Annotated in this window: 16 protein-coding genes; 9 read left to right on the plus strand and 7 right to left on the minus strand. The window is 66.5% G+C overall.

The window, feature by feature from the left end:
• The first annotated feature begins 263 nt into the window (after positions 1-263).
• From GPL20_RS07000 to GPL20_RS07015, 4 genes are all read left to right on the plus strand, one after another.
• The gene (locus tag GPL20_RS07000) at positions 264-1259 is read left to right on the plus strand and encodes an NAD(P)H-dependent flavin oxidoreductase (protein WP_157328881.1); all 996 of its coding nucleotides are present in this window, start codon (positions 264-266) and stop codon (positions 1257-1259) included.
• A 25-nt stretch (positions 1260-1284) separates the two neighbouring features.
• Positions 1285-2253, plus strand: coding sequence for a zinc-binding dehydrogenase (locus GPL20_RS07005; RefSeq protein ID WP_157328882.1), 969 nt, complete (start codon positions 1285-1287; stop codon positions 2251-2253).
• 179 nt (positions 2254-2432) lie between these two features.
• Complete coding sequence (locus GPL20_RS07010; RefSeq protein ID WP_157328883.1) at positions 2433-3806, plus strand: cation-efflux pump; 1374 nt, start codon at positions 2433-2435, stop codon at positions 3804-3806.
• 216 nt (positions 3807-4022) lie between these two features.
• Positions 4023-6353 (plus strand): PAS domain-containing sensor histidine kinase, encoded by a 2331-nt coding sequence (locus tag GPL20_RS07015; RefSeq protein ID WP_157328884.1) that lies wholly within the window; start codon positions 4023-4025, stop codon positions 6351-6353.
• A gap of 184 nt (positions 6354-6537) precedes the next feature.
• Here GPL20_RS07015 and GPL20_RS07020 read toward each other — a convergent pair whose 3' ends face one another.
• Positions 6538-7431, minus strand: coding sequence for a LysR family transcriptional regulator (locus GPL20_RS07020; RefSeq protein WP_157328885.1), 894 nt, complete (start codon positions 7429-7431; stop codon positions 6538-6540).
• 224 nt (positions 7432-7655) lie between these two features.
• On the opposite strand from GPL20_RS07020, the gene GPL20_RS07025 reads away from it, so the two are divergent.
• Genes GPL20_RS07025 through GPL20_RS07045 form a run of 5 tightly spaced genes read left to right on the plus strand, consistent with a single transcriptional unit; the run spans position 7656 to position 13636 of the window.
• Entirely contained in the window at positions 7656-8144 is a 489-nt protein-coding gene (locus GPL20_RS07025; protein ID WP_157328886.1) for a formate dehydrogenase subunit gamma, read from the plus strand.
• The gene (locus GPL20_RS07030) at positions 8141-9697 is read left to right on the plus strand and encodes a formate dehydrogenase beta subunit (RefSeq protein ID WP_157328887.1); all 1557 of its coding nucleotides are present in this window, start codon (positions 8141-8143) and stop codon (positions 9695-9697) included. The genes GPL20_RS07025 and GPL20_RS07030 overlap by 4 nt, the downstream gene beginning before the upstream one ends.
• 10 nt (positions 9698-9707) lie before the next feature.
• Complete coding sequence (gene fdhF / locus GPL20_RS07035) at positions 9708-12581, plus strand: formate dehydrogenase subunit alpha (protein ID WP_157328888.1); 2874 nt, start codon at positions 9708-9710, stop codon at positions 12579-12581.
• Between the two features lie 4 nt (positions 12582-12585).
• On the plus strand, positions 12586-13413 hold the full coding sequence (fdhD, locus tag GPL20_RS07040; protein WP_157328889.1) for a formate dehydrogenase accessory sulfurtransferase FdhD: 828 nt from the start codon (positions 12586-12588) through the stop codon (positions 13411-13413).
• On the plus strand, positions 13403-13636 hold the full coding sequence (locus tag GPL20_RS07045; RefSeq protein ID WP_167532930.1) for a formate dehydrogenase subunit delta: 234 nt from the start codon (positions 13403-13405) through the stop codon (positions 13634-13636). The genes fdhD and GPL20_RS07045 overlap by 11 nt, the downstream gene beginning before the upstream one ends.
• On the opposite strand, the gene GPL20_RS07050 is transcribed toward GPL20_RS07045, so the two are convergent.
• From GPL20_RS07050 to GPL20_RS07075, 6 genes are all read right to left on the minus strand, one after another.
• A complete protein-coding gene (locus GPL20_RS07050; RefSeq protein ID WP_157328891.1) occupies positions 13611-16580 on the minus strand; it encodes a bifunctional [glutamine synthetase] adenylyltransferase/[glutamine synthetase]-adenylyl-L-tyrosine phosphorylase in 2970 nt (989 codons plus the stop codon). The genes GPL20_RS07045 and GPL20_RS07050 overlap by 26 nt on opposite strands.
• Entirely contained in the window at positions 16577-18037 is a 1461-nt protein-coding gene (locus GPL20_RS07055) for a sensor histidine kinase (RefSeq protein WP_254125518.1), read from the minus strand. Before GPL20_RS07055 ends, GPL20_RS07050 begins: the two co-directional genes overlap by 4 nt.
• The gene (locus tag GPL20_RS07060) at positions 18021-18701 is read right to left on the minus strand and encodes a response regulator transcription factor (RefSeq protein ID WP_157328892.1); all 681 of its coding nucleotides are present in this window, start codon (positions 18699-18701) and stop codon (positions 18021-18023) included. The genes GPL20_RS07055 and GPL20_RS07060 overlap by 17 nt, the downstream gene beginning before the upstream one ends.
• A 296-nt stretch (positions 18702-18997) precedes the next feature.
• Positions 18998-20578 (minus strand): Do family serine endopeptidase, encoded by a 1581-nt coding sequence (locus tag GPL20_RS07065; protein ID WP_157328893.1) that lies wholly within the window; start codon positions 20576-20578, stop codon positions 18998-19000.
• Positions 20579-20799: 221 nt separating this feature from the next.
• Positions 20800-22143 carry a methyl-accepting chemotaxis protein gene (locus GPL20_RS07070; RefSeq protein ID WP_157328894.1) on the minus strand — a complete coding sequence of 448 codons (1344 nt, stop codon included), beginning with the start codon at positions 22141-22143 and terminating at the stop codon, positions 20800-20802.
• Between the two features lie 123 nt (positions 22144-22266).
• Complete coding sequence (locus tag GPL20_RS07075; protein WP_157328895.1) at positions 22267-22749, minus strand: cytochrome c-type biogenesis protein; 483 nt, start codon at positions 22747-22749, stop codon at positions 22267-22269.

A 22749-nucleotide genomic window follows, 5' to 3' on the forward strand; every position in this document is an offset into this window, starting at 1 on the left:
GCGGACCCGAACTGGATTGCTTCGCTACGCGCGCAATGACGATGTGGAGGCAGTGGGGCTCGAAGACGGCTGAGCGTCGTCCCGGCGGTCGCTCCGATGAAGGCCCAGCGCCCGATTATCCGCCCCGCGGAATCCTCCCCCATCTCCCGCATGATCGCCCCGCCGCCACCGCACGGCGGCGCAATAGACTTTTCCCCACCCGGGCGGCATCCTCCCGCCATCAACCGATAACAGAGCGCCACGCGAGGCGGGGGAAACTGATCATGTTGCAGACACGGTTCACCAAGCTCGTCGGCGTCGAGCACCCGATCGTCCAGGGCGGCATGCAATGGGTCGGGCGCGCCGAGCTGGTCGCGGCCGTGGCCAATGCCGGCGCGCTCGGCTTCATCACGGCGCTGACCCAGCCGACGCCGGAGGACCTCACCAGGGAGATCGCGCGCTGCCGCGACCTCACCGACAAGCCCTTCGGCGTCAATCTCACCATCCTGCCCGCGATCAAGCCGCCGCCTTACGCCGAATACCGCGCCGCCATCATCGAGAGCGGCATCAAGGTGGTCGAGACCGCCGGCAACAAGCCGCAGGAGCATGTCGACGAGTTCAAAAGGCACGGCGTCAAGGTCGTGCACAAATGCACCAGCGTCCGCCACGCGCTCTCGGCCGAGCGCATGGGCGTCGACGCGATCTCGATCGACGGGTTCGAATGTGCCGGCCATCCCGGCGAGGACGACACGCCCGGCCTGATCCTGATCCCGGCCGCGGCCAACAAGGTCAATATCCCGATGATCGCCTCCGGCGGCTTTGCCGATGCCCGCGGCCTCGTCGCCGCGCTGGCGCTCGGCGCCGACGGCATCAACATGGGCACGCGCTTCATGGCGACCAGGGAAAGCCCGATCCATCAGCTCATCAAGGAGAGGATCGTCGCCAATGACGAGCGCGAGACCGAGCTGATCTTCCGCACCATGCGTAACACCTCCCGCGTTGCGAAGAATGCGATCTCGACCAAGGTGGTCGCGATGGAGAAGGAAGGCGCCAGGTTCGAGGACATCCGCGAGCTCGTCGCCGGTACCCGCGGCAAGATGGTCTATGCCACCGGCAATTCCGACGAAGGCATCTGGTCGGCCGGCCAGGTGCAGGGCCTGATCCAGGACATCCCGAGCTGCGCCGAGCTGGTCTCGCGCATCGTGCGCGAGGCGGAGGCGATCATCAGAAGCCGGCTCGAAGGCATGATCGTTCATCCGAACGCGCAAGCTGCGGAATAGTCACTTCAAGAAGTGAGAGCAATTGATGAAGGCTTATGTCTACGGCCCTGACGGCGCTAGGATTTCCGACGTCGCTCAACCAAAGCCTAAAGGCACGCAGGTGCTGGTACGCGTCCGCGCCTGCGGGCTGAACCGCGCCGATACCGGCATGCGCAAGGGCCACGCCCATGGCGCGGCCGGCGGTGTCGGCACCGTGCTCGGCATGGAATGGGCCGGCGAGGTCGCCGAGCTCGGACCGGATGCGAAGGGCGTGAAGGTCGGCGACCGCATCATGGGCTCGGGCGGCGCGGCGTTTGCCGAATACACGCTGGCTGACCATGGCCGGCTGTTCCGCACGCCCTCGAACATGAATTTCGAGGAAGCCGCCACCCTGCCCGTCGCGCTCGCGACCATGCACAACGCCGTCGTCACCGTCGGGGGTGTGCAAGCCGGCCAGAGCGTGCTGATCCAGGGCGCGAGCTCCGGGGTCGGCCTGATGGCGATGCAGATCGCCAAGCTCAAGGGCGCAAAGCTCGTGATCGGCTCGTCGACCGACGCCTACCGCCGCGGCCGGCTGACCGAGTATGGCGCCGACCTCGCCGTCGATTCCTCGGATCCCAAATGGGTCGATGAGGTGCTGAAGGCGACGAACGGCGAAGGCGTCGACCTCATCGTCGACCAGGTCTCGGGCAAGGTCGCGAGCCAGAACCTTGCCGCAACGAAGATCAAGGGCCGTATCGTCAATGTCGGCCGGCTCGGCGGCACCCATGCCGACTTCAACTTCGACCTGCATGCCGCGCGCCGCATCGACTATGTCGGCGTCACCTTTCGCACCCGCACCATCGAGGAGATCCGCGAGATTTTTGAAGAGGTTCGCAAGGATATCTGGAGTGCGGTGGAAGCGCGCAGGCTGCAACTGCCGATCGACAAGGTGTTCGCATTCGCCGACATCGACAAGGCGTTCGAGCACATGGAGGCCAACAAGCATCTGGGAAAGATCGTCGTGACGGTGTGAGGCCTCGCTGTCATTCCGGGGCGATGCGAAGCATCGAACCCGGAATCTCGAGATTCCGGGTTCGCCTTCTGCGCCCCGGAATGACTGGTGGTGCGAGGCCCCCGCTCCTGCAAATCACTAGCGACTACAGCTGTGGATCACGGCTTGATGTTCACCCGCGGGCTGCTAAATCCCCGGCCATGACCTCCCAGCACAACAAGACTTCGGTCGCCGCGATCTCGATCTTCGCCAGCGGCGGCATGGCGGCGGCCAAGTTCGTGGTCGGGATCGCGATCGGCTCGCTGGCGCTGATCTCGGAGGCGCTGCATTCCTCGATCGACCTGATCGCGACCATCATCACCTGGGCGGTGGTGCGGGTGTCCGACAAGCCGGCCGACGACGAGCATCATTACGGCCACGGCAAGCTCGAAAGCGTCTCCGCGCTCGGCGTCACCGCCCTGCTCTACGTGCTCGCCGGCGGCATCCTGGTCGAGGCCTATAGCCGCCTGCGCGAGGGAACCCCGCCGCCGACGATTTCGGCCGTGCCGTTCGTGGTGCTGGTGATCGACATCGCCGTCAATCTGTGGCGCGCCCGCGCCCTGCACCGTGCCGCACGGGAGACCAGGAGCCAGGCGCTGGCGGCGGACGCGCTGCATTTCGCCTCCGACGTCATGGGCTCCTGCGCCGTCATCGTGGGCCTGATCCTCGCCGCCCTCGGCTTCTGGTGGGGCGACGCGGCCGCGGCCGCCGCGGTCGCCGTGATGATCGCAGCCCTCGGCCTGCGCATGGCGGGCTCGACGGTGCAGACGCTGGTCGACCGCGCTCCGGAAGGCGCGCTGGAGAAGGCGACCGCGGCGATCCGCAGCGTGCCCGGCGTGATCGACGTCGAGCGACTGCGGGTGCGCATGGTCGGCGCAACCACTTTCATCGACAGCATCGCAAAGGTGCCGCGCACCTATCCGATCGACCGCGTCGAAGACATCAAGCGCAATGCGCAAGCCGCCGTCACGAGAACATTCGGCGATGCCGACCTCACCTTCACGGCCGTCCCCGTGGCGCGCAACAACGAGACCGTGCGCGACCGCATCATGGTGATCGCGCGCAACACCGGCCTCGCCATCCACCACGTCACGGTGCATGACCTCGGCGCCAAGCTGATCGTCGGCATCGACCTCGAGGTCGACGGCGAGATGCAGCTCGAGGCCGCCCATGACATCGCCAACACGCTGGAGCGGAACATCCAGGAGGAGTTCGGCGAGGATGTCGAGGTCGACGTCCATATCGAGCCGCTGGAACCGGAACTGCCGTTCGGGGTCGATGCTCCCCCCGAACGGGTGCAGGCCATCGCCGTTGCACTGGCCGAGTTCGCCGGTGAGGGTGAGATCCACGACATCCATAATGTCCGCGTCCGCAACACCGATGCCGGCGAGATCGTCAACTTCCATTGCCGCGCTGCGCCGTCGATGAGCGTGATCAAGGTGCATGAGCATGTCGACGCGATCGAGCGCGCATTGCGGCGCGCGTTCCCGAGCGTGAAGCGCGTCATCAGCCACGCCGAGCCGCCGCGCGCATGAGACGGAATGTACGAGGAGTCACACGTTCTCGTTTCGGACTCATCGCGGACGTGAGTTTGCGGACGCGCGATGCGCAAACTGCGCGTTGGATAAGAATAATTTCGCGTTAACGATTCGTTGACTCTCGACAGCCCGCGAAAACTGGATTCAAATCGGTGTGATTCGAAAGCGACGTGGGGCTGCTTTCGAAACTCAGGTTTTCAGGGGGCCGAAGGCATGTCGCGTGCAGACGCCGCGAACGCATGCGTCCAATCCGATTCGATCAAGGGATTGGCGCAATCGATCGCGAAACCTGCCTATCATCGGCTTTTGATCGCGGAGCCGGCGCTGCGCCGCGCCGTGCCGACGCTCATCATCGCGTTCCTGATCACGATCTGCCTCGGCGCGTTCGTGCAGGTGGTCGATCAGATGCGCCAGAAGCGGCTGGTGATCCGTCACGACATCTCGGCGCTGGCCGACCTGCTCGCCGAGCGCATCGACCGCCTCACCTCCGTGCGACAGGAGCGGCTCAAGAACATCGAGACCCTGCCGACGCTGCTGCCGGACCTGATCCCGTCCTGGGGCACGGCCACGGGCCGCCACGTCATCGTCACCTCGGCCGGCGTCGACCGCCGCATCCTCGCCCGCATCCCGGTCGACAGCGATCCTTCTGGCAACGACCGCCTGCTCGATGCGATCACCACGGCGCAGCTGGTGGCGTCGCCGCCGCGCGACGGCAACATCTCCGACATGACGCTGCCGAGCGGCAACGCCGCGATGGCGACCTCGCGCCAGATCAAGTCGCTGCCGGGCTTCGTCACCGTGATCCAGGAGCGCAACGAGCCGATCTGGGGCTCGGACGCCGCGCTCTCGGTGACGCTGTCGGCGACTACGGGCTTCGTCGTCCTGATCCTGGGCTTTGCCTTTCACTGGCAGTCGACCCGCGCCCGCGAAGGCGACCTCATCAACGACGCCGTGCGCGGCCGCATCGACACCGCGCTCAACCGCGGCCGCTGCGGGCTGTGGGACTGGGATCTGTCGCGCGGCCGGATCTTCTGGTCCCAATCGATGTTCTCGATGCTCGGCCTCGACGGCCGCAACGAGCTCCTCACCTTCGGCGAGGTCAATGCGCTGGTGAAGTCCGACGACATCGACCTGTTCGCGATCGCCGACCAGCTCATCTCCGAGAAGATCGACCACATCGACCAGACCTTCCGGATGCAGCATGTCGACGGCCACTGGATCTGGCTCCGCGTCCGCTGCGAAAAAACCCGCGGGGCGACCGATTCCAGCGTGCACCTGATCGGCATCGCCGTCGACATCACCGAGCAGAAGAGCCTCGCCGAGAGGACGGTGGAAGCCGACTTGCGCCTGCGCGACGCGATCGAGACGATTCCGGAGGCCTTCGTGCTGTGGGACGCGAGCGACCGCCTCGTGCTCTGCAACTCGCACTTCCAGCGCCTGCACAAGCTGCCCGACACGGCCGTCATCCCCGGCACCTCCTACGAGACCGTGCTGGAAGTCGGCCGCATGCCGGAGGTGCGCACCCGCCACAACGAGACCGCCGCCCAAGGCCCGGGCGCCCGCACCTTCGAGGCACAGCTCGATGACGGCAGCTGGCTGCACATCAGCGAGCGCCGCACCAAGGACGGCGGCTACGTCTCGGTCGGCACCGACATCACCCGCATCAAGGAGCACGAGCAGAAGCTGGTCGACAACGACCTGCGCCTGCGCGCCACCGTCATCGACCTCAAACGCTCGCAGGCAGCCCTGGAGCGCCAGACCAACGAGCTTGCCGATCTCGCCGAGAAATACCAGCGCGAGAAGACCCGCGCCGAGGAAGCCAACCAGACCAAGTCGAAATTCCTCGCCAATATGAGCCACGAGCTGCGCACGCCGCTCAACGCCATCATCGGCTTCTCCGAGATCATGGGAAGCGGCATGTTCGGCGAGCTCGGAAGCGAGAAGTACCAGGAATACTGCCAGGACATCCTGACCAGCGGGCACTACCTGCTCGAGGTCATCAACGACATCCTCGACATGTCCAAGATCGAGGCCGGCCGCATGAAGCTCGACATGGAGGAGCTCGACCTGTCGCGGACGCTGGCCGAATCCTTGCGGGTGGTCTCCGGCCGGGCGCAGGACAAGCATCTGAAGCTCGATGCCGACATCGCGAAATCCATCTCCGTCGTCGCCGACCGCCGCGCGACCAAGCAGATCGTCGTCAACCTGCTCTCCAACGCGGTGAAGTTCACCCCCGACGGCGGACGCATCGTGGTGCGCAGCCGGCAGCTCGACGACCGGATCGTGCTGATGATCGCCGACACCGGCATCGGCATCGCGCCGCATTCGCTGGAGCGGCTCGGCCGCCCGTTCGAGCAGGTCGAGAGCCAGCTCACCAAGACCTATCACGGCTCGGGACTTGGGCTGGCGATCGCGCGCTCGCTGGCACAGCTCCATGGCGGTACGATGCGATTGCGCTCCAAGCTCGAGGTCGGCACCGTCGTCCGCGTGACGCTGCCCCGCGATGCGATCAAGGCGGCGTCTGGGGTCTCGGTCGCGGCGTAGAGCAAGGCGAAGCTCGCCTGCGGCCATCCTTCGAGACGCCCGCCTCCGGCGGGCCCTCAGGATGAGGGCGGAGTACGCGGCAGCCGTTTCAACGAACACCTATACAACGGAGCCTCATCCTGAGGAGCCCGCGAAGCGGGCGTCTCGAAGGACGAGGCGCTTGCTCGGGAAAGCGCTACAGCCCCTACAATTGCAGCGTCGGCGCGACTTCCCTCGCGACATTGACCAGCGCTGCGATCAGCGGCGTCATCGGATCGCGCTGCGGGATCACCATGCCGATGCTGTAGTTGACTTCGGGATCGACGATCGGGATCGAGCGCACCGTATCGGACAGGCCGAGCGTCTCGGCCAGCTTGGCCGGCATCACGCTCGCCCAACGGCCTGTCTTGACGTGCGTGAACAGCACGAGCAGCGAGTTCGAGGTCAGCGTCGGCGTCGCCTCGGCGCCGACCGAGCGCAACGCGCGGTCGATGATGCGGCGGTTCTGCATGTCGGGCGTGAGCAGGCACAGCGGCACCTGCCCGACCTCCTTCCACGTCACCGTCTCGCGGTCGCCGAACATCGCATCGGGCGCGGTCAAGAGGCGATAGCTCTCGTTGTAGAGCGGGATGGTGCGCACCTTGCCGATCGGCTCGTTCTCGATATAGGTCAGCCCGGCATCGACCTCGAGATTTTCGAGCAGCCCCAGCACCTCGGATGACGTGGTGGACTGGATACGGAAGCGCACCTCGGGATGCCTGGCGCGGAACGGCGTCGTCAGCGCGGCGACCATGCCGAGCACGGTCGGGATCGCCGCGATGCGGATCTCGCCTGAGAGCTGATGCTTCAGCCCGTTGATCTCGTCACGCATGGCGCGGGCATCGCCCACGATCCGCCGCGCCCAGTCCAGTGCCCGCTCGCCTTCCGGGGTAAAACCCTGGAAACGGGAGCCGCGCTGGACCAGCATCACGCCGAGGATCTCCTCGAGCTGCTTGAGCCCGGTCGACATCGTCGGTTGCGTCACGCCGCAGGCCTCCGCCGCGCGTCCGAAATGCCGCTCCTTCGCCAGCGCCAGCAGCAGTTCAAGCTTGTCGATCAACCGTGCGTCCCCTCGAATTATGGCTTGGCATGCAAGCTAGCATGCCGGGTCCTCGCCAACACGGAAAAACCGGCAGGCGGAGGCGTCTTTATCGCATTTCCGTATCGCCCGATTGCGCTTCCAAATCGATCTGAATTCGCAATCGCAGCACGGAACAGCTTTATTGATCTTCGAATGATTCCAAATAGTTTGCGAGAAAGAAACGCTCTGGTTGAGAACGACAAATGACAGCGGTTTACGAGCCTCGTTACGAGCCCTGGGACGAAACACGCGGCGCCGAGATCATCGCCGAACACGCTCAGCAGGAAGGCGCGACGCTGGTGATTCTCCACGCGCTCCAGGAGGCGTTCGGCTACGTGCCGGAAGCGGCCGTTCCCATGGTGGCGCAAGCTCTCAACCTGTCACGCGCCGAAGTGCATGGCGTGTTCACGTTCTACCATGATTTCCGCCACAAGCCGGCCGGCCGCCATGTGCTGAAGCTCTGCCGCGCGGAGGCCTGCCAGGCCGCGGGCGGCGATGCGCTGGCTGCGCGCGCCGAGGCCAAGCTCGGCGTCTCGCTCGGTGGCACCACGGCGGACGATCGCGTCACGCTGGAGCCGATCTACTGCCTCGGCCTGTGCGCCACCGCGCCCTCCGCGATGCTCGACGGCCGGCTCATCGGCCGGCTCGATCAGAAGCGCCTCGATGCGCTGGTTGCGGAGGCGCAGCGATGAGCATCCGTCTTTTCGTCTCACGCGATGCGGGCGCGGTCGCCGTCGGCGCCGACGAGGTTGCGCTTGCGCTGGAGCAGGCCGCGGCCAAGCGCGGCGTGGCGGTCGAGATCGTCAGGACCGGCTCGCGCGGCATGTACTGGCTGGAGCCGCTGGTCGAGGTGGCGACGCCCCAGGGCCGGATCGCCTTCGGCCCGGTCACCGAGGCCGATGTGCCCTCCCTGCTCGACGCGCTCGCCAGCAACACGCCGCATCTGCTGCGGCTGGGGGCGACCGACGAGATCCCCTGGCTCAAGCGCCAGACCCGCCTCACCTTCGCCCGCTGCGGCGTGATCGATCCGCGCTCGCTCGACGACTACCGCGCCCATGGCGGCTACAAGGGCCTGGAGCACGCGCTGTCGCTCGGCTCGGATGCGATCCTCAACGAAGTCACGGCGTCCGGCCTGCGCGGACGCGGCGGCGCGGGCTTTCCGACCGGCATCAAGTGGAAGACCGTCGCGCAGGCGAAAGCCGACCGCAAGTTCATCGTCTGCAACGCCGACGAAGGCGACAGCGGCACCTTCGCCGACCGCATGATCATGGAGGGCGATCCCTTCCTGGTGATCGAGGGCATGACGATCGCCGGCATCACCGTCGGCGCGACCAAAGGCTACATCTACATCCGCAGCGAATATCCGCACGCCGTCGAGGCAATGAACGCCGCGATCGCAGCGGCCAAGCGCGGAGGTTATCTCGGCGACAAGATCGGCGGCTCCACCTACGGTTTCGACCTCGAAGTGCGCGTCGGTGCCGGCGCTTACGTTTGCGGCGAGGAGACCTCGCTGCTGGAGAGCCTCGAAGGCCGCCGCGGCCTCGTGCGCGCCAAGCCGCCGCTGCCCGCGCATCACGGCCTGTTCGGCAAGCCGACCGTGATCAACAATGTGCTGTCGTTCGCCGCCATCCCCTTCATCCTCGCCGAAGGCGCCAAGGCCTATGCCGATTTCGGCATGGGCCGCTCGCGCGGCACGATGCCGATCCAGCTCGCCGGCAACATCCGTCACGGCGGCCTGTTCGAGACGGCGTTCGGCGTGACGCTCGGCGAGCTCGTCGACGACGTCGGCGGCGGCACCTTCACGGGCCGTCCGGTCCGCGCGGTGCAGGTCGGCGGCCCGCTCGGCGCCTATTTCCCGCGCGCCTTGTTCGACACGCCGTTCGACTACGAGGCCTTCGCCGCGCGCGACGGCCTGATCGGCCATGGCGGCATCGTCGTGTTCGACGACAGCGTCGACATGCGCCGGCAGGCGCGCTTCGCCATGGAGTTCTGCGCCATCGAATCCTGCGGCAAGTGCACGCCGTGCCGGATCGGCTCGACCCGCGGCGTCGAGACCATCGAGAAGATCATCAATGGCGAGCGCGTGAGCGAAAATCTCGCGCTGGTCGAAGACCTCTGCAACACCATGAAATTCGGCTCGCTCTGCGCACTCGGCGGCTTCACGCCCTACCCCGTGCTCAGCGCGTTGAAGCACTTCCGGGAGGATTTCGTCCCGGCGCCGACCACGCTTCAGGCCGCGGAATAGGAGAACGACAATGTCTCTGATCGAGGAAATCGACTTCGGAACACCGCGCTCGAAATCGGAAACGATGGTGACGCTGACCATCGACGGCAACCAGGTCACGGTGCCCGAGGGCACCTCGATCATGCGCGCCGCGATGGACGCCGGCCACCAGATCCCGAAGCTCTGCGCAACCGACATGGTCGATGCGTTCGGCTCCTGCCGGCTCTGCCTCGTCGAGATCGAGGGCCGCGCCGGCACGCCGGCCTCCTGCACCACGCCGGTGATGAACGGCCTCGTCGTCCACACCCAGACCGAGCGGCTGAAGAAGCTGCGCAAGGGCGTGATGGAGCTCTACATCTCCGACCATCCGCTCGACTGCCTCACCTGCGGCGCGAACGGGGATTGCGAATTGCAGGACATGGCCGGCGCCGTCGGCCTGCGCGACGTGCGCTACGGCTATGAGGGCGAGAACCATGTCTTCGCCAAATCCAACGGCGAGGTGAATCCCGCCTGGATGCCGAAGGACGAGTCCAACCCCTACTTCACCTATGATCCCTCCAAGTGCATCGTCTGCTCGCGCTGCGTCCGCGCCTGCGAGGAGGTGCAAGGCACCTTCGCGCTGACGATCTCCGGCCGCGGCTTCGACAGCCGCGTCTCTCCGGGCATGAGCGAGAGCTTCCTCGGCTCGGAATGCGTCTCCTGCGGCGCCTGCGTGCAGGCCTGCCCGACCGCGACGCTGACGGAAAAGTCGGTGATCGAGATCGGCCAGCCCGAGCACTCCGTCGTCACCACCTGCGCCTATTGCGGCGTCGGCTGCGCCTTCAAGGCCGAGATGCGCGGCGAGGAAGTCGTGCGCATGGTGCCGTACAAGGACGGCAAGGCCAATCGCGGCCATTCCTGCGTCAAGGGCCGCTTCGCCTGGGGCTACACCAACCACAAAGAACGCATCCTCAAGCCGATGATCCGCGAGCGGATCGAGGATCCCTGGCGCGAAGTGTCCTGGGATGAGGCGTTCTCATTCGCCGCGGCGAAGATGCGCGGCATCCAGAAGAAATACGGCCGCGATGCCATCGGCGGCATCACCTCGTCCCGCTGCACCAATGAAGAAACCTATCTGGTGCAGAAGCTGATCCGTGCCGGCTTCGGCAACAACAATGTCGACACCTGCGCCCGCGTCTGCCACTCGCCGACCGGCTATGGCCTCGCCACCACCTTCGGCACCTCCGCCGGCACGCAGGATTTCGACTCGGTCGAGGACACCGATGTCGTCGTCGTGATCGGCGCCAACCCGGCGTCGGCGCATCCGGTGTTCGCCTCGCGGCTGAAGAAGCGGCTGCGCCAGGGCGCAAAACTGATCGTGATCGATCCGCGCCGCACCGAGATGGTGGAATCGCCGCATGTGAAGGCGTTGCATCTGCCCTTGATGCCCGGGACCAACGTCGCGGTCATGACCGCGATTGCGCATGTCATCGTCACCGAAGGCCTCGTCAACGAATCCTTCGTGCGCGAGCGCTGCGACTGGACCGAGTTCGAGGAATGGGCCGCCTTCGTCGCCCAGCCGAACAACAGCCCGGAGGCGACCGCGATCCTGACCGGCGTCAACCCGAAGGATCTGCGCGAAGCCGCCCGCATCTACGCCACCGGCGGCAACGGCGCGATCTATTACGGCCTCGGCGTCACCGAGCACAGCCAGGGCTCGACCACCGTGATCGCGATCGCCAACCTCGCGATGGCGACCGGCAATATCGGCCGCCCCGGCGTCGGCGTGAATCCGCTGCGCGGCCAGAACAACGTGCAGGGCTCCTGCGACATGGGCTCGTTCCCGCACGAGCTGCCCGGCTACCGCCACATCTCCGGCGATGCCGTGCGTGACCAGTTCGAGGCGCTGTGGAACGTCAAGCTCAACCCGGAGCCGGGCCTGCGCATCCCCAACATGTTCGACGCCGCCGTCGAAGGCACCTTCATGGGCATCTACGTGCAGGGTGAGGACATCCTCCAGTCCGATCCCAACACCTCGCACGTGGTGGCGGCACTGTCGGCGATGGAATGCGTCATCGTCCACGATCTCTTCCTGAACGAAACCGCGAACTACGCCCACGTCTTCCTGCCCGGCTCGAGCTTCCTGGAGAAGGACGGCACCTTCACCAACGCCGAGCGCCGCATCCAGCGCGTGCGCAAGGTGATGACGCCGAAGAACGGCCTTGCAGACTGGGAGGTCACCATCGGCCTCGCCAAGGCGATGGGCTTCGAGATGAAGTACAGCCACCCCTCCGAGATCATGGACGAGATCGCGGCACTGACGCCGACCTTCGCCGGCGTCTCCTACGCCAGGCTCGACGAGCTCGGCTCGGTGCAGTGGCCCTGCAACGAGAAGGCGCCGGAGGGCACGCCGGTGATGCATATCGACGGCTTCGTCCGCGGCAAGGGCAAGTTCGTCGTCACCGAATATGTTGCGACCGACGAACGCACCGGGCCGCGCTACCCGCTGCTGCTGACGACGGGGCGCATCCTGAGCCAGTACAATGTCGGCGCGCAGACGCGGCGCACCGAGAACGTGGTGTGGCATGCCGAAGACCGGCTGGAGATCCATCCGCACGATGCCGAGCAGCGCGGCGTGCGCGACGGCGACTGGGTGCGGCTGAAGAGCCGCGCCGGCGAGACCACGCTGCGCGCGGAGATCACCGATCGCGTCGCGCCCGGCGTCGTCTACACCACCTTCCACCACCCGGACACGCAGGCCAACGTCATCACGACGGACTATTCGGACTGGGCGACCAACTGTCCCGAGTACAAGGTCACCGCGGTACAGGTCTCGCCGTCGAACGGCCCGTCGGATTGGCAGAAGGCCTATGACGCGCAGGCGCGGCACTCCCGCCGCATCGCGCCGGCCGAGGCTGCGGAGTAACGGCATGCACGTGGCGGTGCAAGCGATCGACCGCGAGATCTGGCGCGACGGTGTCGCGTCCGAGGGGACGCGGCTGATCCCGGAGGAGACGCCGCTGGCGCTGACCTACAATGGCGGCACCTACGCCGTCATGATGGGAACGCCGCAGAACCTGGAAGATTTTGCCGTCGGCTTCAGCCTGGACGAAGGCATCATCAAATCGGTTGACGACATCAAGTCACTCGAGGTGGTTCGTCTCGACGACGGCATCGAGCTGCGCATGTGGCTTGCACCGGAAGATGCCGCACGCATCAGCGAGCGCCGTCGGCACATCGCCGGTCCCACCGGCTGCGGCCTCTGCGGCGTCGAATCCATCGCCGAAGCCGTACGGCCTGCGGCCCTCGTGCCGCAGGGGCAGACCTTCACGCCCGAACAGATCATGGCGGCGATGCAGGCCATCGCGCCGCTGCAATCCATCAATCTGCAAACCCGCGCAGTTCACGCCGCCGCCTTCTGGTCCCCTGCCGGCAACATCGTCGCCCTGCGCGAGGATGTCGGCCGTCACAACGCGCTCGACAAGCTCGCCGGCGCACTGGCGCGCAGCCGCACGGACGCTCGCAGCGGCATGGTGCTGCTGACGAGCCGTGTCTCGGTCGAGATGGTGCAGAAGACCGCCGCGATCGGCGCGCCGGTGATGGTCGCGGTCTCCGCGCCGACAGCACTTGCAGTACGGACGGCGGAAGCCGCCGGCATCACGCTGATCGCCATTGCCCGCCAGGACGGGTTCGAAGTGTTTTCGCATGGGAGCCGCGTCGTTGCGCGCCATGCCACGGAGGTTGCTCATGTCGCCTGACCGCCTGATCTACATGGCCAACCAGATCGGCAAGTTCTTCCAGAGCCAGGGCCATGACAAGGCCGTGCCGGGGATTGCCGAGCACATCAAGAAGTTCTGGGATCCCCGGATGAAGCGCGCGATCTTCGCCCATCTCGATGCCGGCGGCGCGGGCCTGGAGCCGAACGTGCGCGAGGCGCTCGCTTCGCTGAAGCAGGCTACGTCCGTTCCAGCAGCGTCCTGAACACGCGCCGTACCTCGCTCTGCGTTTCCTTCACACGCGCCTCCAGCGACGAGAAGTCCGGCGTATCGCCGGCGCGCGCCATCACGCGCAGGAGGTCGGTACCCGCGGTCTCAGGCTTGAAGCGGTCGCTGACGCAGAGCCGCAGGATCTGTGTGAGGTCGTGATAGAGCCGCGCCGCGGCGCGCAATATCTCGGTTTCAGATTGCGCGAGCACGCCGAGCCGGCATGCATTGTCCAGCACTACCATCGTGCTGACGTCGAGGATCTCCGGCATGTCATGGGCGTGCACGAGCTGGAGATATTGCGCGATGAAGTCGATGTCGACCATGCCGCCGGCGGCATATTTGAGATCCCAGCAATCGGCCTCGCCCTTCTCCTGGGCGATCGCGCGCCGCATGTCGGCGACGTCGTTGGCGGTGATTGCGGGATCGCGGCGGCGGGTCAGGACCTCGCGGATGACGCGCTCGATCCGTTCGCGGAACTCGGGCGAAGCCGATACCACGCGCGCCCGCGTCAGCGCCATGTGCTCCCAGGTCCAGGCCTCGTTGGCCTGGTAGTCCGCGAACGAAACGAGGCTTGAGGCCACGGGACCAGCGCGCCCCGACGGACGCAGCCGCATGTCGATCTCGTAGAGAACGCCGTAATTGGTGCGCGTCGTGAAGGCGCTGATCAGGCGCTGGGTGAAGCGCGCGAAGTAATGCGCGCCTTGCAGCGACTTCGGCCCGTCCGAGTCCGGATTGTCGCTGTCGAAATCGTAGAGCAGGATCAAATCGAGATCGGACGACGCCGTCATCTCGCGGCTGCCGAGCCGGCCCATGGCGATCACCGCGGTCTCCTGAGCCGTGATCCGGCCGTGCTGGACGGCGAAGCGATCGGCGACGAGGCCGTGCACGGTATGGACGATGCCTTCGGCGACGTCCGCAAAGGCCGTGCTCGCCTGCTGCGCCGAGACCGTCCCGGACAGGATGCGCGTACCGATCAGGAACAGGCTTTCCTGCCCGAACAGACGAAGGCGATCGAGAAATTCCTCATAGGAGTCCGCATCGCGCACGGTGGCCGCGAGGCGAGCCGACAGCTCCTGCCTGTCGGGCATCGCGCCGAAGAAGCGCGGATCGATCAGGCCGTCCATCAGCTGCGGCTGCCGCGCCAGCATCTCGCCGAGCCGCGGCGCCGCGCCGAGCACCAGCGCCACCAGCGCGACGAGATCGCGGTTCTGTCCGAGCAGTGTGATCAGCCGCCCGCCGCGCTGGAGCGCGCGGAGGAAATGGTCGAAGGCCGCGACGGCGCGATCCGGCTCCTCGGCATGCGCAAGCCCGTCGATCAGGGCCGGGACGAACTCGACGAAGGCGCTCCGCGTCGCCTCATTGCGGAACACACGATAGTCGCCGGTGATCCAGTCGCAGACGGTCTGTGCGAGGGCGGCGGGTTTCTTGAAGCCGAGCGTCGCCAGATGCTGCAGCAGGCGCGCGTCTTCGGGGCCGGCACGATAGTCGACCGCCGGCAGGTTTGCCGTGCCGGCCGGATCGTCGCCTTCGAACAGTTTTTCGTAATGCCCCTGCACGATCTCGAGCTGGCGCAGCAGGTCGCGGGCAAAGGCTTCGCGATCCGGGTAGCCGAAGAACCAGGCAAAACGCTCGACCGCCTCCCTGTCCTCGGGCAATGCATGGGTCTGCTCGTCGGCGATCATCTGGAGACGGTGCTCGACCCGGCGCAGGAATTCATAGGCCCGCGTCAGCTCGTCGCGTGCCTCGAAGGTGATCCAGTTGCTGGTGGCGAGCACGTCGAGGGCTTTGAGCGTCGGCCGCACCCGCAATTCCGGATGCCTGCCGCCGGCGATCAGTTGCTGCGTCTGCGCGAAGAACTCGATCTCACGGATGCCACCGCGCCCGACCTTGACGTTGTGGCCCTCGACTGCGATCTCGCTCTGGCCGCGATAGGTCTGCATCTGCCGCTTCATGTCGTGGACGTCGGCAAGCGCGGCGAAGTCGAGATGCTTGCGCCAGACGAAGGGCGCGATCTCGGCAAGCAGCGCCTCGCCCGCCCCGGCATCGCCGGCGCAGGCGCGCGCCTTGATCATCGCGGCGCGCTCCCAGGTGCGCCCTTCCCGCTCGTAATAGTTCAGCGCGGCGTCGCGGGAGATCGCCACCTGCGTCGAGGACGGGTCGGGGCGCAGGCGCAGATCGACGCGGAAGACATAGCCGTCATAGGTGCGCTGCTGGAGGATGCGCGCCATTCCCTGCGTCAGCCGGACGAAGAACGGCTGCGGCTCGATATCCGCCGCCAGCGTCGTGGCGTCGGGATCGAAGAACACGATGAGGTCGATGTCGCTGGAATAGTTCAGCTCGCCCGCACCCATCTTGCCCATCGCGAGCACGATCAGACCGCTGCCCTCCTCCGGAGCTTCGGGATTGGGCGGCGAGAGCTTGCCACGTGCGGCTTCCTGCCGCAGCAGGTACCGGAGCGCCGCCTGCACCGAGGACACTGCGACGTCGGTCAACGCCGCCGTCACCCGCATCACCGGCCAGACCCCGCCGATGTCGCAGAGCGCGGTCAGGAGCGCAGTTTCCGCCTTCATGCGGCGAAGCAGCCGCATCACCTCGGCTTCGTCGGATGCCGCCAGCACCGCGCCTCTCGCCTCTGCGATGAGCGCCGGCAGATGCGCATCCGGATCGCATTCGAGCAGCCGGATCAGGCGCAAGGGATCGGCGCGCACCAGATCGAACAGATAGGGCGAGAACTCCGCGATGCCGGTCAAGATATCCCGCGCGAAGGGATGAACCAGCAGGGCTTCGAGACGGGCCGATTGCGCCGGCTCGAGCTCGGCCAGCCAATTCCCAAAGCGTCTGTCGTCGGTTGTGGAAGCGGCAACACAGGGAGCCTCCGCGAAGCGTGCGGCGAGGCTCTCACCATGCTTGTCCGCGTTTCCCGGCGCGGAGTGGTTCATGCCACCTTCTGTGGCACATCCGGCATTGGAGGAGCAACCCTGTCGCTGGCGCCCGCGCGCGCCGGCAGCACCAGCGTGGCGACGAGACCAGGCTGGGCATCGCTCAGCCGCAATTCGCCGCCATGAAGCGTGGCAACCGCGGAGGCGAGGCTGAGGCCGAGGCCGGAGCCCGGCAGTGTGCGGCTGGCTTCCAGCCGGACGAATCGCTCGACGACGTGCTTGCGATCCGCTTCCGGGATGCCGGGACCGCGGTCGACGACGCTGAGCAGCACCTGGTCGCCCTCGCGCCGCGCCTCGATCGTGATCTGCCGCGCGTCCATGTTGACCACGGTTCCGCCGGTTTGCGCCGCCGGCTTGCCGTACTTGATCGCGTTCTCGACGAGATTGGCGAGCGCCTGGCTGATCAGCTCGCGGTTGGCGTGAACCGGCGTCGGATCGGCCCTGACCTTCAGGGTCATGTCGTCGTCCTCGGCGAGCGGCTCGTAGAGCTCGTGGATGCCCTGGGCGACATCGGCCGCGTCGAAATCGTCCATGTTGCCGCGCGCCTGGCCGGATTCTGCACGCGCGATCATCAGCAGCGCATTGAAGGTGCGGATCAGGCCGTCGGATTCCTCGATGGTCCGCTCCAGCGCGGCGCGGTAATCGGCCTCGGTGCCCGATTTCGCCAGCGCCTCCTCGGCGCGGTTGCGCAGCCGCGTCAGCGGCGTCTTGAGATCGTGGGCGATGTTGTCGGAGACCTCCTTCAGCCCCGCCATCAGCGCCTCGATCCGCTCCAGCATGGCGTTGAGGTTCTCGGCGAGGCGGTCAAGCTCGTCGCCGCTGCGCCCGACCGGCAGGCGCTCGCTGAGGTCGCCGGTCATGATGCGCTGGGTCGTGCCGGTCATGGCGTCGATGCGGGTCAAGACGCGGCGCGCGACGAAGATGCCGCCGCCGAGCCCGAGCACCACCACGATCAGGACCGACCATTGCGCTGCCTTGGCCACGATGCCGAACAGGCGCCGCCGCTCGTCGAGATCGCGGCCGATCAGCAGGCGAAAGCCGTTCTCGAGCTCGGTGACACGGACGAGCGCGCGATGGTCGCGTTCGTCAGCATCCTCGATCCGCCGATAGGCGGTCTCGGACCAGCCGCGCGTCGCCATCACGCCGGGCGCGAGGGAGCCGACATTGCCGGCCACCGCCTGCCCGGTCGGCGTCGTCACAAGATAGAGGTTGGCGCCCGGCCGCAGCGCCCGGTACTCGATCGTTCGCACGAGGCGGACCAAGCCGCCGCGATCATAGATCTCGTTGATCTCCGAGGTCTCGGAATTCACCGTCTGCGTGATTTCCTCGGTGATCAACCGCCGCGTATTCCAGGCGAAATAGGCCAGCAGCGAGGCCGCGAACATCGCGAACAGCAATAGATAGACCAGCGTCAGCCGGAATGCCGTGGTGCGGACGAGTTTACCGAATGCCGTCACGGATCATGTACCCGGCGCCGCGGATCGTGTGCAGCAGCGGCCGCTCGAAACCCTTGTCGATCTTGGAGCGCAGCCGCGAAATGTGCACGTCGATCACGTTGGTCTGCGGATCGAAATGATAGTCCCAGACATTTTCCAGCAGCATGGTGCGGGTCACCACCTGGCCGGCATGCTTCATCAGATATTCGAGCAACCGGAATTCGCGCGGCTGGAGCGTCAGCTCGTCCTTGCCGCGGGCAACGCGGTGCGACAGCCGGTCGAGCTCGAGATCGCCGACGCGGTAGAGCGTGTCCTCGGCAGGTCCCCCGCGGCGACGCGACAGCACCTCGACCCGGGCCAGGAGCTCGGCGAAGGAATAGGGCTTCGGCAGATAGTCGTCGCCGCCGGCCCGCAGGCCCTTGATGCGGTCATCGACCTGTCCGAGCGCGGACAGAATCAGAACCGGCGTCGTCTTGTCCTTGTCGCGCAGCGCGCCGATCAGCGACAGCCCGTCGCGCTTGGGCAGCATCCGGTCCACCACCAGCACATCGTAATCGCCGTTCTCGGCCATGGCGAGGCCTTCCTCGCCGTCGGCGGCGTGGTCGGCAATGTGTCCGACTTCGCGAAACGCCTTCACGAGGTAGTCGGCGGACTCGCGGTCGTCTTCAATGATGAGGAGGCGCATCGTGCGTTCGGCGGCGGTCAAGGAGGTCAACCTTCTCTAAACATGGCGCGAGCGGCAATCGCATGCAAGCCGAGCGGAAGAGTCCCGAAACGAGAAAAAGGCGGGCGGTGAAGCTGGGGGGACTCCACCGCCCTAGGCCTTCCGACGGAGGGGGGCGTAATTCCACCGGAAGGTAGACAGGGGGAGCAAACGTTGCGCTGCTCCCCAGAGGGGCGCCGACGGCGGGGGCGACTGATGCCGGCGACACCCCTCATCTCTCAAGCTCCTGAAGGCCCTAGCCCTTGATTAGCCCTTGATTAGCCCTTGGCGATGGGCACTGCGACGAAGCGCGACTGGCCGCCGCTCTTCACGCGCATCAGGACGCTGTTCTTGTTGTCGGTCCGCGCCGTGTTGATGGCGTCGCGGACTTCGCCGGCGGTGCTGACGCTCTTGCCGCCGACTTCGAGAATCACGTCGCCTTCCTTGAAGCCGCGTTCGGCCGCGGCACTCTTCGGATCGACTTCGGTGACCACGACGCCTTCCTTGCCGGCACCGGCCACGGAATTGGCCGGCGCAACGGTCATGCCGAGCTTGGGCACGTCGGTGCCGCGGGGCGCAGCCTTGCCGCTGTCATTGTCGTTGTCGGCCTTGGCCTGGACCGTGTTCGGCAGCTGGCCGAGGGTGAGGTTCACGACCTTGTCCTGGCCCTTGTGCAGCACGTTGAGCTTCACGGTCGCGCCGGGCGCCATGCCACCGATGGTGCGCGCGAGCTCGCGGGCATCCTTGACGGATTCGCCGTTGACCGCGGTGATCACGTCGCCGGACTCGATGCCGGCCTTGGCCGCCGGACCGTTGGCCTGCGGTTCCGCCACCAGCGCGCCTTCGGCCTTCTTCATGCCGAGGCTGTCGGCGATGTCTGAGGTCACCGGCTGGATCTGCACGCCGATCCAGCCGCGGCTGACCGAGCCCTTGTCCTTGAGCTGGGCCACCACGCTCTTCACGGTGTTGGCCGGAATCGAGAACGCGATGCCGACGCTGCCACCGGAGGGCGAGTAGATCGCGGTGTTGACGCCCATCACCTCGCCTTCGGTGTTGAAGGCCGGACCGCCGGAATTGCCCTTGTTCACGGGCGCGTCGATCTGGATGAAATCGTCATACGGACCGTTGCCGATGTCGCGGCCGCTGGCCGAGACGATGCCCGCGGTCACGGTGCCACCGAGGCCGAACGGGTTGCCGACCGCGAGCACCCAGTCGCCGATCCGCGGCTTGCCGTCGGCAAGCTTGGCGAACGGGAAGTTCGAGCTGCCCTCGACCTTGATCAAAGCGAGGTCGGTGCGCTGGTCGGTGCCGATCACCTTGGCGGTATAGGTCTTGCCGTCGTCGGTCGTGACCTCGACCTTGTCGGCGCCGTCGACCACGTGGTTGTTGGTCACGGCATAGCCGTCAGCCGAGATGAAGAAGCCGGAGCCCTGGCCCTGCACGACGCGGCCACGACCGCCGCCCTTCAGACCGGGAATGCCGTCCGGACCGCCGAAGCGGCGGAAGAAGCGCTCCATCGGCGAGCCCGGCTGGAACGGCGAGGAGGAATCATCGCCGTCATCGTTGCTCGCGGTCTTCTCCTTGATGTTGACCTTCACCGAGATCACCGACGGCTTCACGCGCTCGACGATGTCGGCGAAACCGATCGGACGCTCGACCTTGCGGACCTCGTTGTTCACCTGCGCATGCGCCGGGCTCGAGAACAGGTCGGCCGGCGAGCGCGACGGGCCAAAGCCGTAGGCGGCGGCGCCGAGGCCGGCGACGACCGAGGCCATCAGCGCGATCCTGCGCGCGGAGAACACCGACCGGCGCGGCTGCCGGTAGGACGGAAGGTTCGAGAGGTCGGGACGGTCGGTCATGCAGAGATCTCCAGGGCCTTGAAATCCATTTGGTGCCTGATGGCGGCACGTTACGATCCTGAAGATGGGGGCTCGCGCCTTACCATGCGCTGGCGGCGGGGTTAAACTTTCGTAATGAAGGGTCGCGTCGATGCGGCAGTTTATCGCAGGCCGAAAATGCTGGCCTGACAGGAACTTAGTCGGGTTCCGGTGACGGACGCCCAGAGCGTGTACGGGCGATGCTAGCTCGCCCTGACGCTGACGATGAATTCGTCGACTTCGCGCTTCAGCGTCTCGGCCTGCCGCGACAGATCGACGGCGGAATCGCGGGCCTCGGCGGCCATGCGCCCGGTCTGCGCGGAGGTCGAGGTGATCTGGACGATGTGATTGGAGACGTCGAGCGTGCCGTGCGCGGCATCCTGCGCGCTGCGCGTGATCTCCTGCGTGGCGTTGCGCTGCTGGGCGGTGTCGACCTCGATGCCGGACATGATCGAGGAGATTTCCGACAGCGTCCTGGAGATGCCGTCAATGGCGCCGCGCGTCTCGGCGGTGATGCCCTGGATGCTGGCGACGTGCGAGGTGATCTCCTCCGTCGCCTTGCTGGTCTGGTGCGCCAGATTCTTCACCTCGGAGGCAACCACCGCAAACCCCTTGCCGGCCTCCCCGGCCCGCGCCGCCTCGATGGTGGCGTTGAGCGCGAGCAGATTGGTCTGCGAGGCGATCGCCTGCACGAGCTGCACGACCTCGCCGATCTTGTCGGCGGCATCCGACAGGGTGTGGATGGTGTCGCGGCTCTTCTCGGCCTGCGTCGCGGCCCCCTCGGCGCGCTGGGTCGCATCCGTGACGCGGCGGCTGATCGTGCCGATCGAATTCGTCATCTCCTCGGCCGAGCCCGCGACAGTCTGGACGCTGGTGCTGGCCTGGCTCGCGGCGCTCGCCACCGCATTGGCCTTGGTGCTGGTGTCGTTGGCCGTCCGCGACAGCGTCTCGGCGTTGCTCTTCAGATGCACGGCCGACGATGCCACGCTGTCGACGACGCTGGCGACGAGATCGTTGAAACGCCTGATCCGGTCGTCCAGGAATGTCGACCGCTCGGCCTGGTGCTGCGCTTCGCGGAGTTGCTGTTCGGTGAGGCGCCGCCGCTCGAGGCCGTTGGTCTTGAAGACCTCCAGCGCGCCGGCGAGCAGGCCGATCTCGTTGGTGCCGCCGAGCCCCGGAACCGGCGTCTCGAACTTCTGGTCGGCAACCTCGCGCATGGCATGCACGATCGCCGCCAGGGGATTGAGGATGCCGTTGCGCACGGCGAACCAGGTGGTGAGGCAGATCGCGAAGGCGACAACGGCGATCACGCCGCAGGCGATCAGGAAATACGAGAACGCCGTCTGGGCCTGCTGGTAGATCTGCATCGCGTGCTCGCGCGCGGGCCCACTGAGCGCGGCGAAGTCCGACGACAGGCTGGTGATTTCGTTGTTGAGATAGAGCACCGCGACAAAGCCGGTGCCGCCGCCGATGCCCAGCAAGAACAATAATGCGGCGACGACGGCGCCGACCAGGAAGCGGATCGTCAGATTGCTGTTCGCGAACATCGGGGGACTCAGAGTCTGGAATCGGATCTCGCGACAAGCTTCCAGACAAAGGTCAACATACCATGAAGCGCGCGGCGACCGGCCGCCTACGTATCGTTACGTAGCCACGACGACATCAGGCAGTCAGGAAGATTTGGCGTCGTCCGACATCAATGCCGCGAGCCTCGCCTCTTCATCCGGCGTGAGCGGCGGCGCTGGTAGGTCTGCACCGCTCCGCGAGCGACGCCGGATTTGCAGCCACAGCGCCAGGCCGCCGCCGATCAGCAGCAGCGGTGCGAGCAGCCACAACAGCATGGTCTGGCCCTCGAAGCGCGGCTTGAGCAGCACGAACTCGCCGTAGCGCGCGACCAGGAAGTCGAGCACCTGCGAATTGCTGTCGCCGGCCGCGATCCGTTCGCGCACCAGCAGGCGCAAATCGCGCGCGAGCGGCGCGTCGGAATCGTCGATCGACTGGTTCTGGCAGACCATGCAGCGCAGCTCGCGCGACAGGTCCCGCGCGCGCGCCTCCTTCGCCGGATCCGACATGATCTCGTCGGGCTGCACCGCGTGGGCCGCAGGACATGCCAGCAGCACCAGCGTGACGATCGCGGCCATCATCCGGCGCAT

Origin of the sequence: Bradyrhizobium cajani (genome assembly GCF_009759665.1) — a bacterium.
In the GTDB taxonomy this organism is placed as follows: Bacteria; Pseudomonadota; Alphaproteobacteria; order Rhizobiales; family Xanthobacteraceae; genus Bradyrhizobium; species Bradyrhizobium cajani.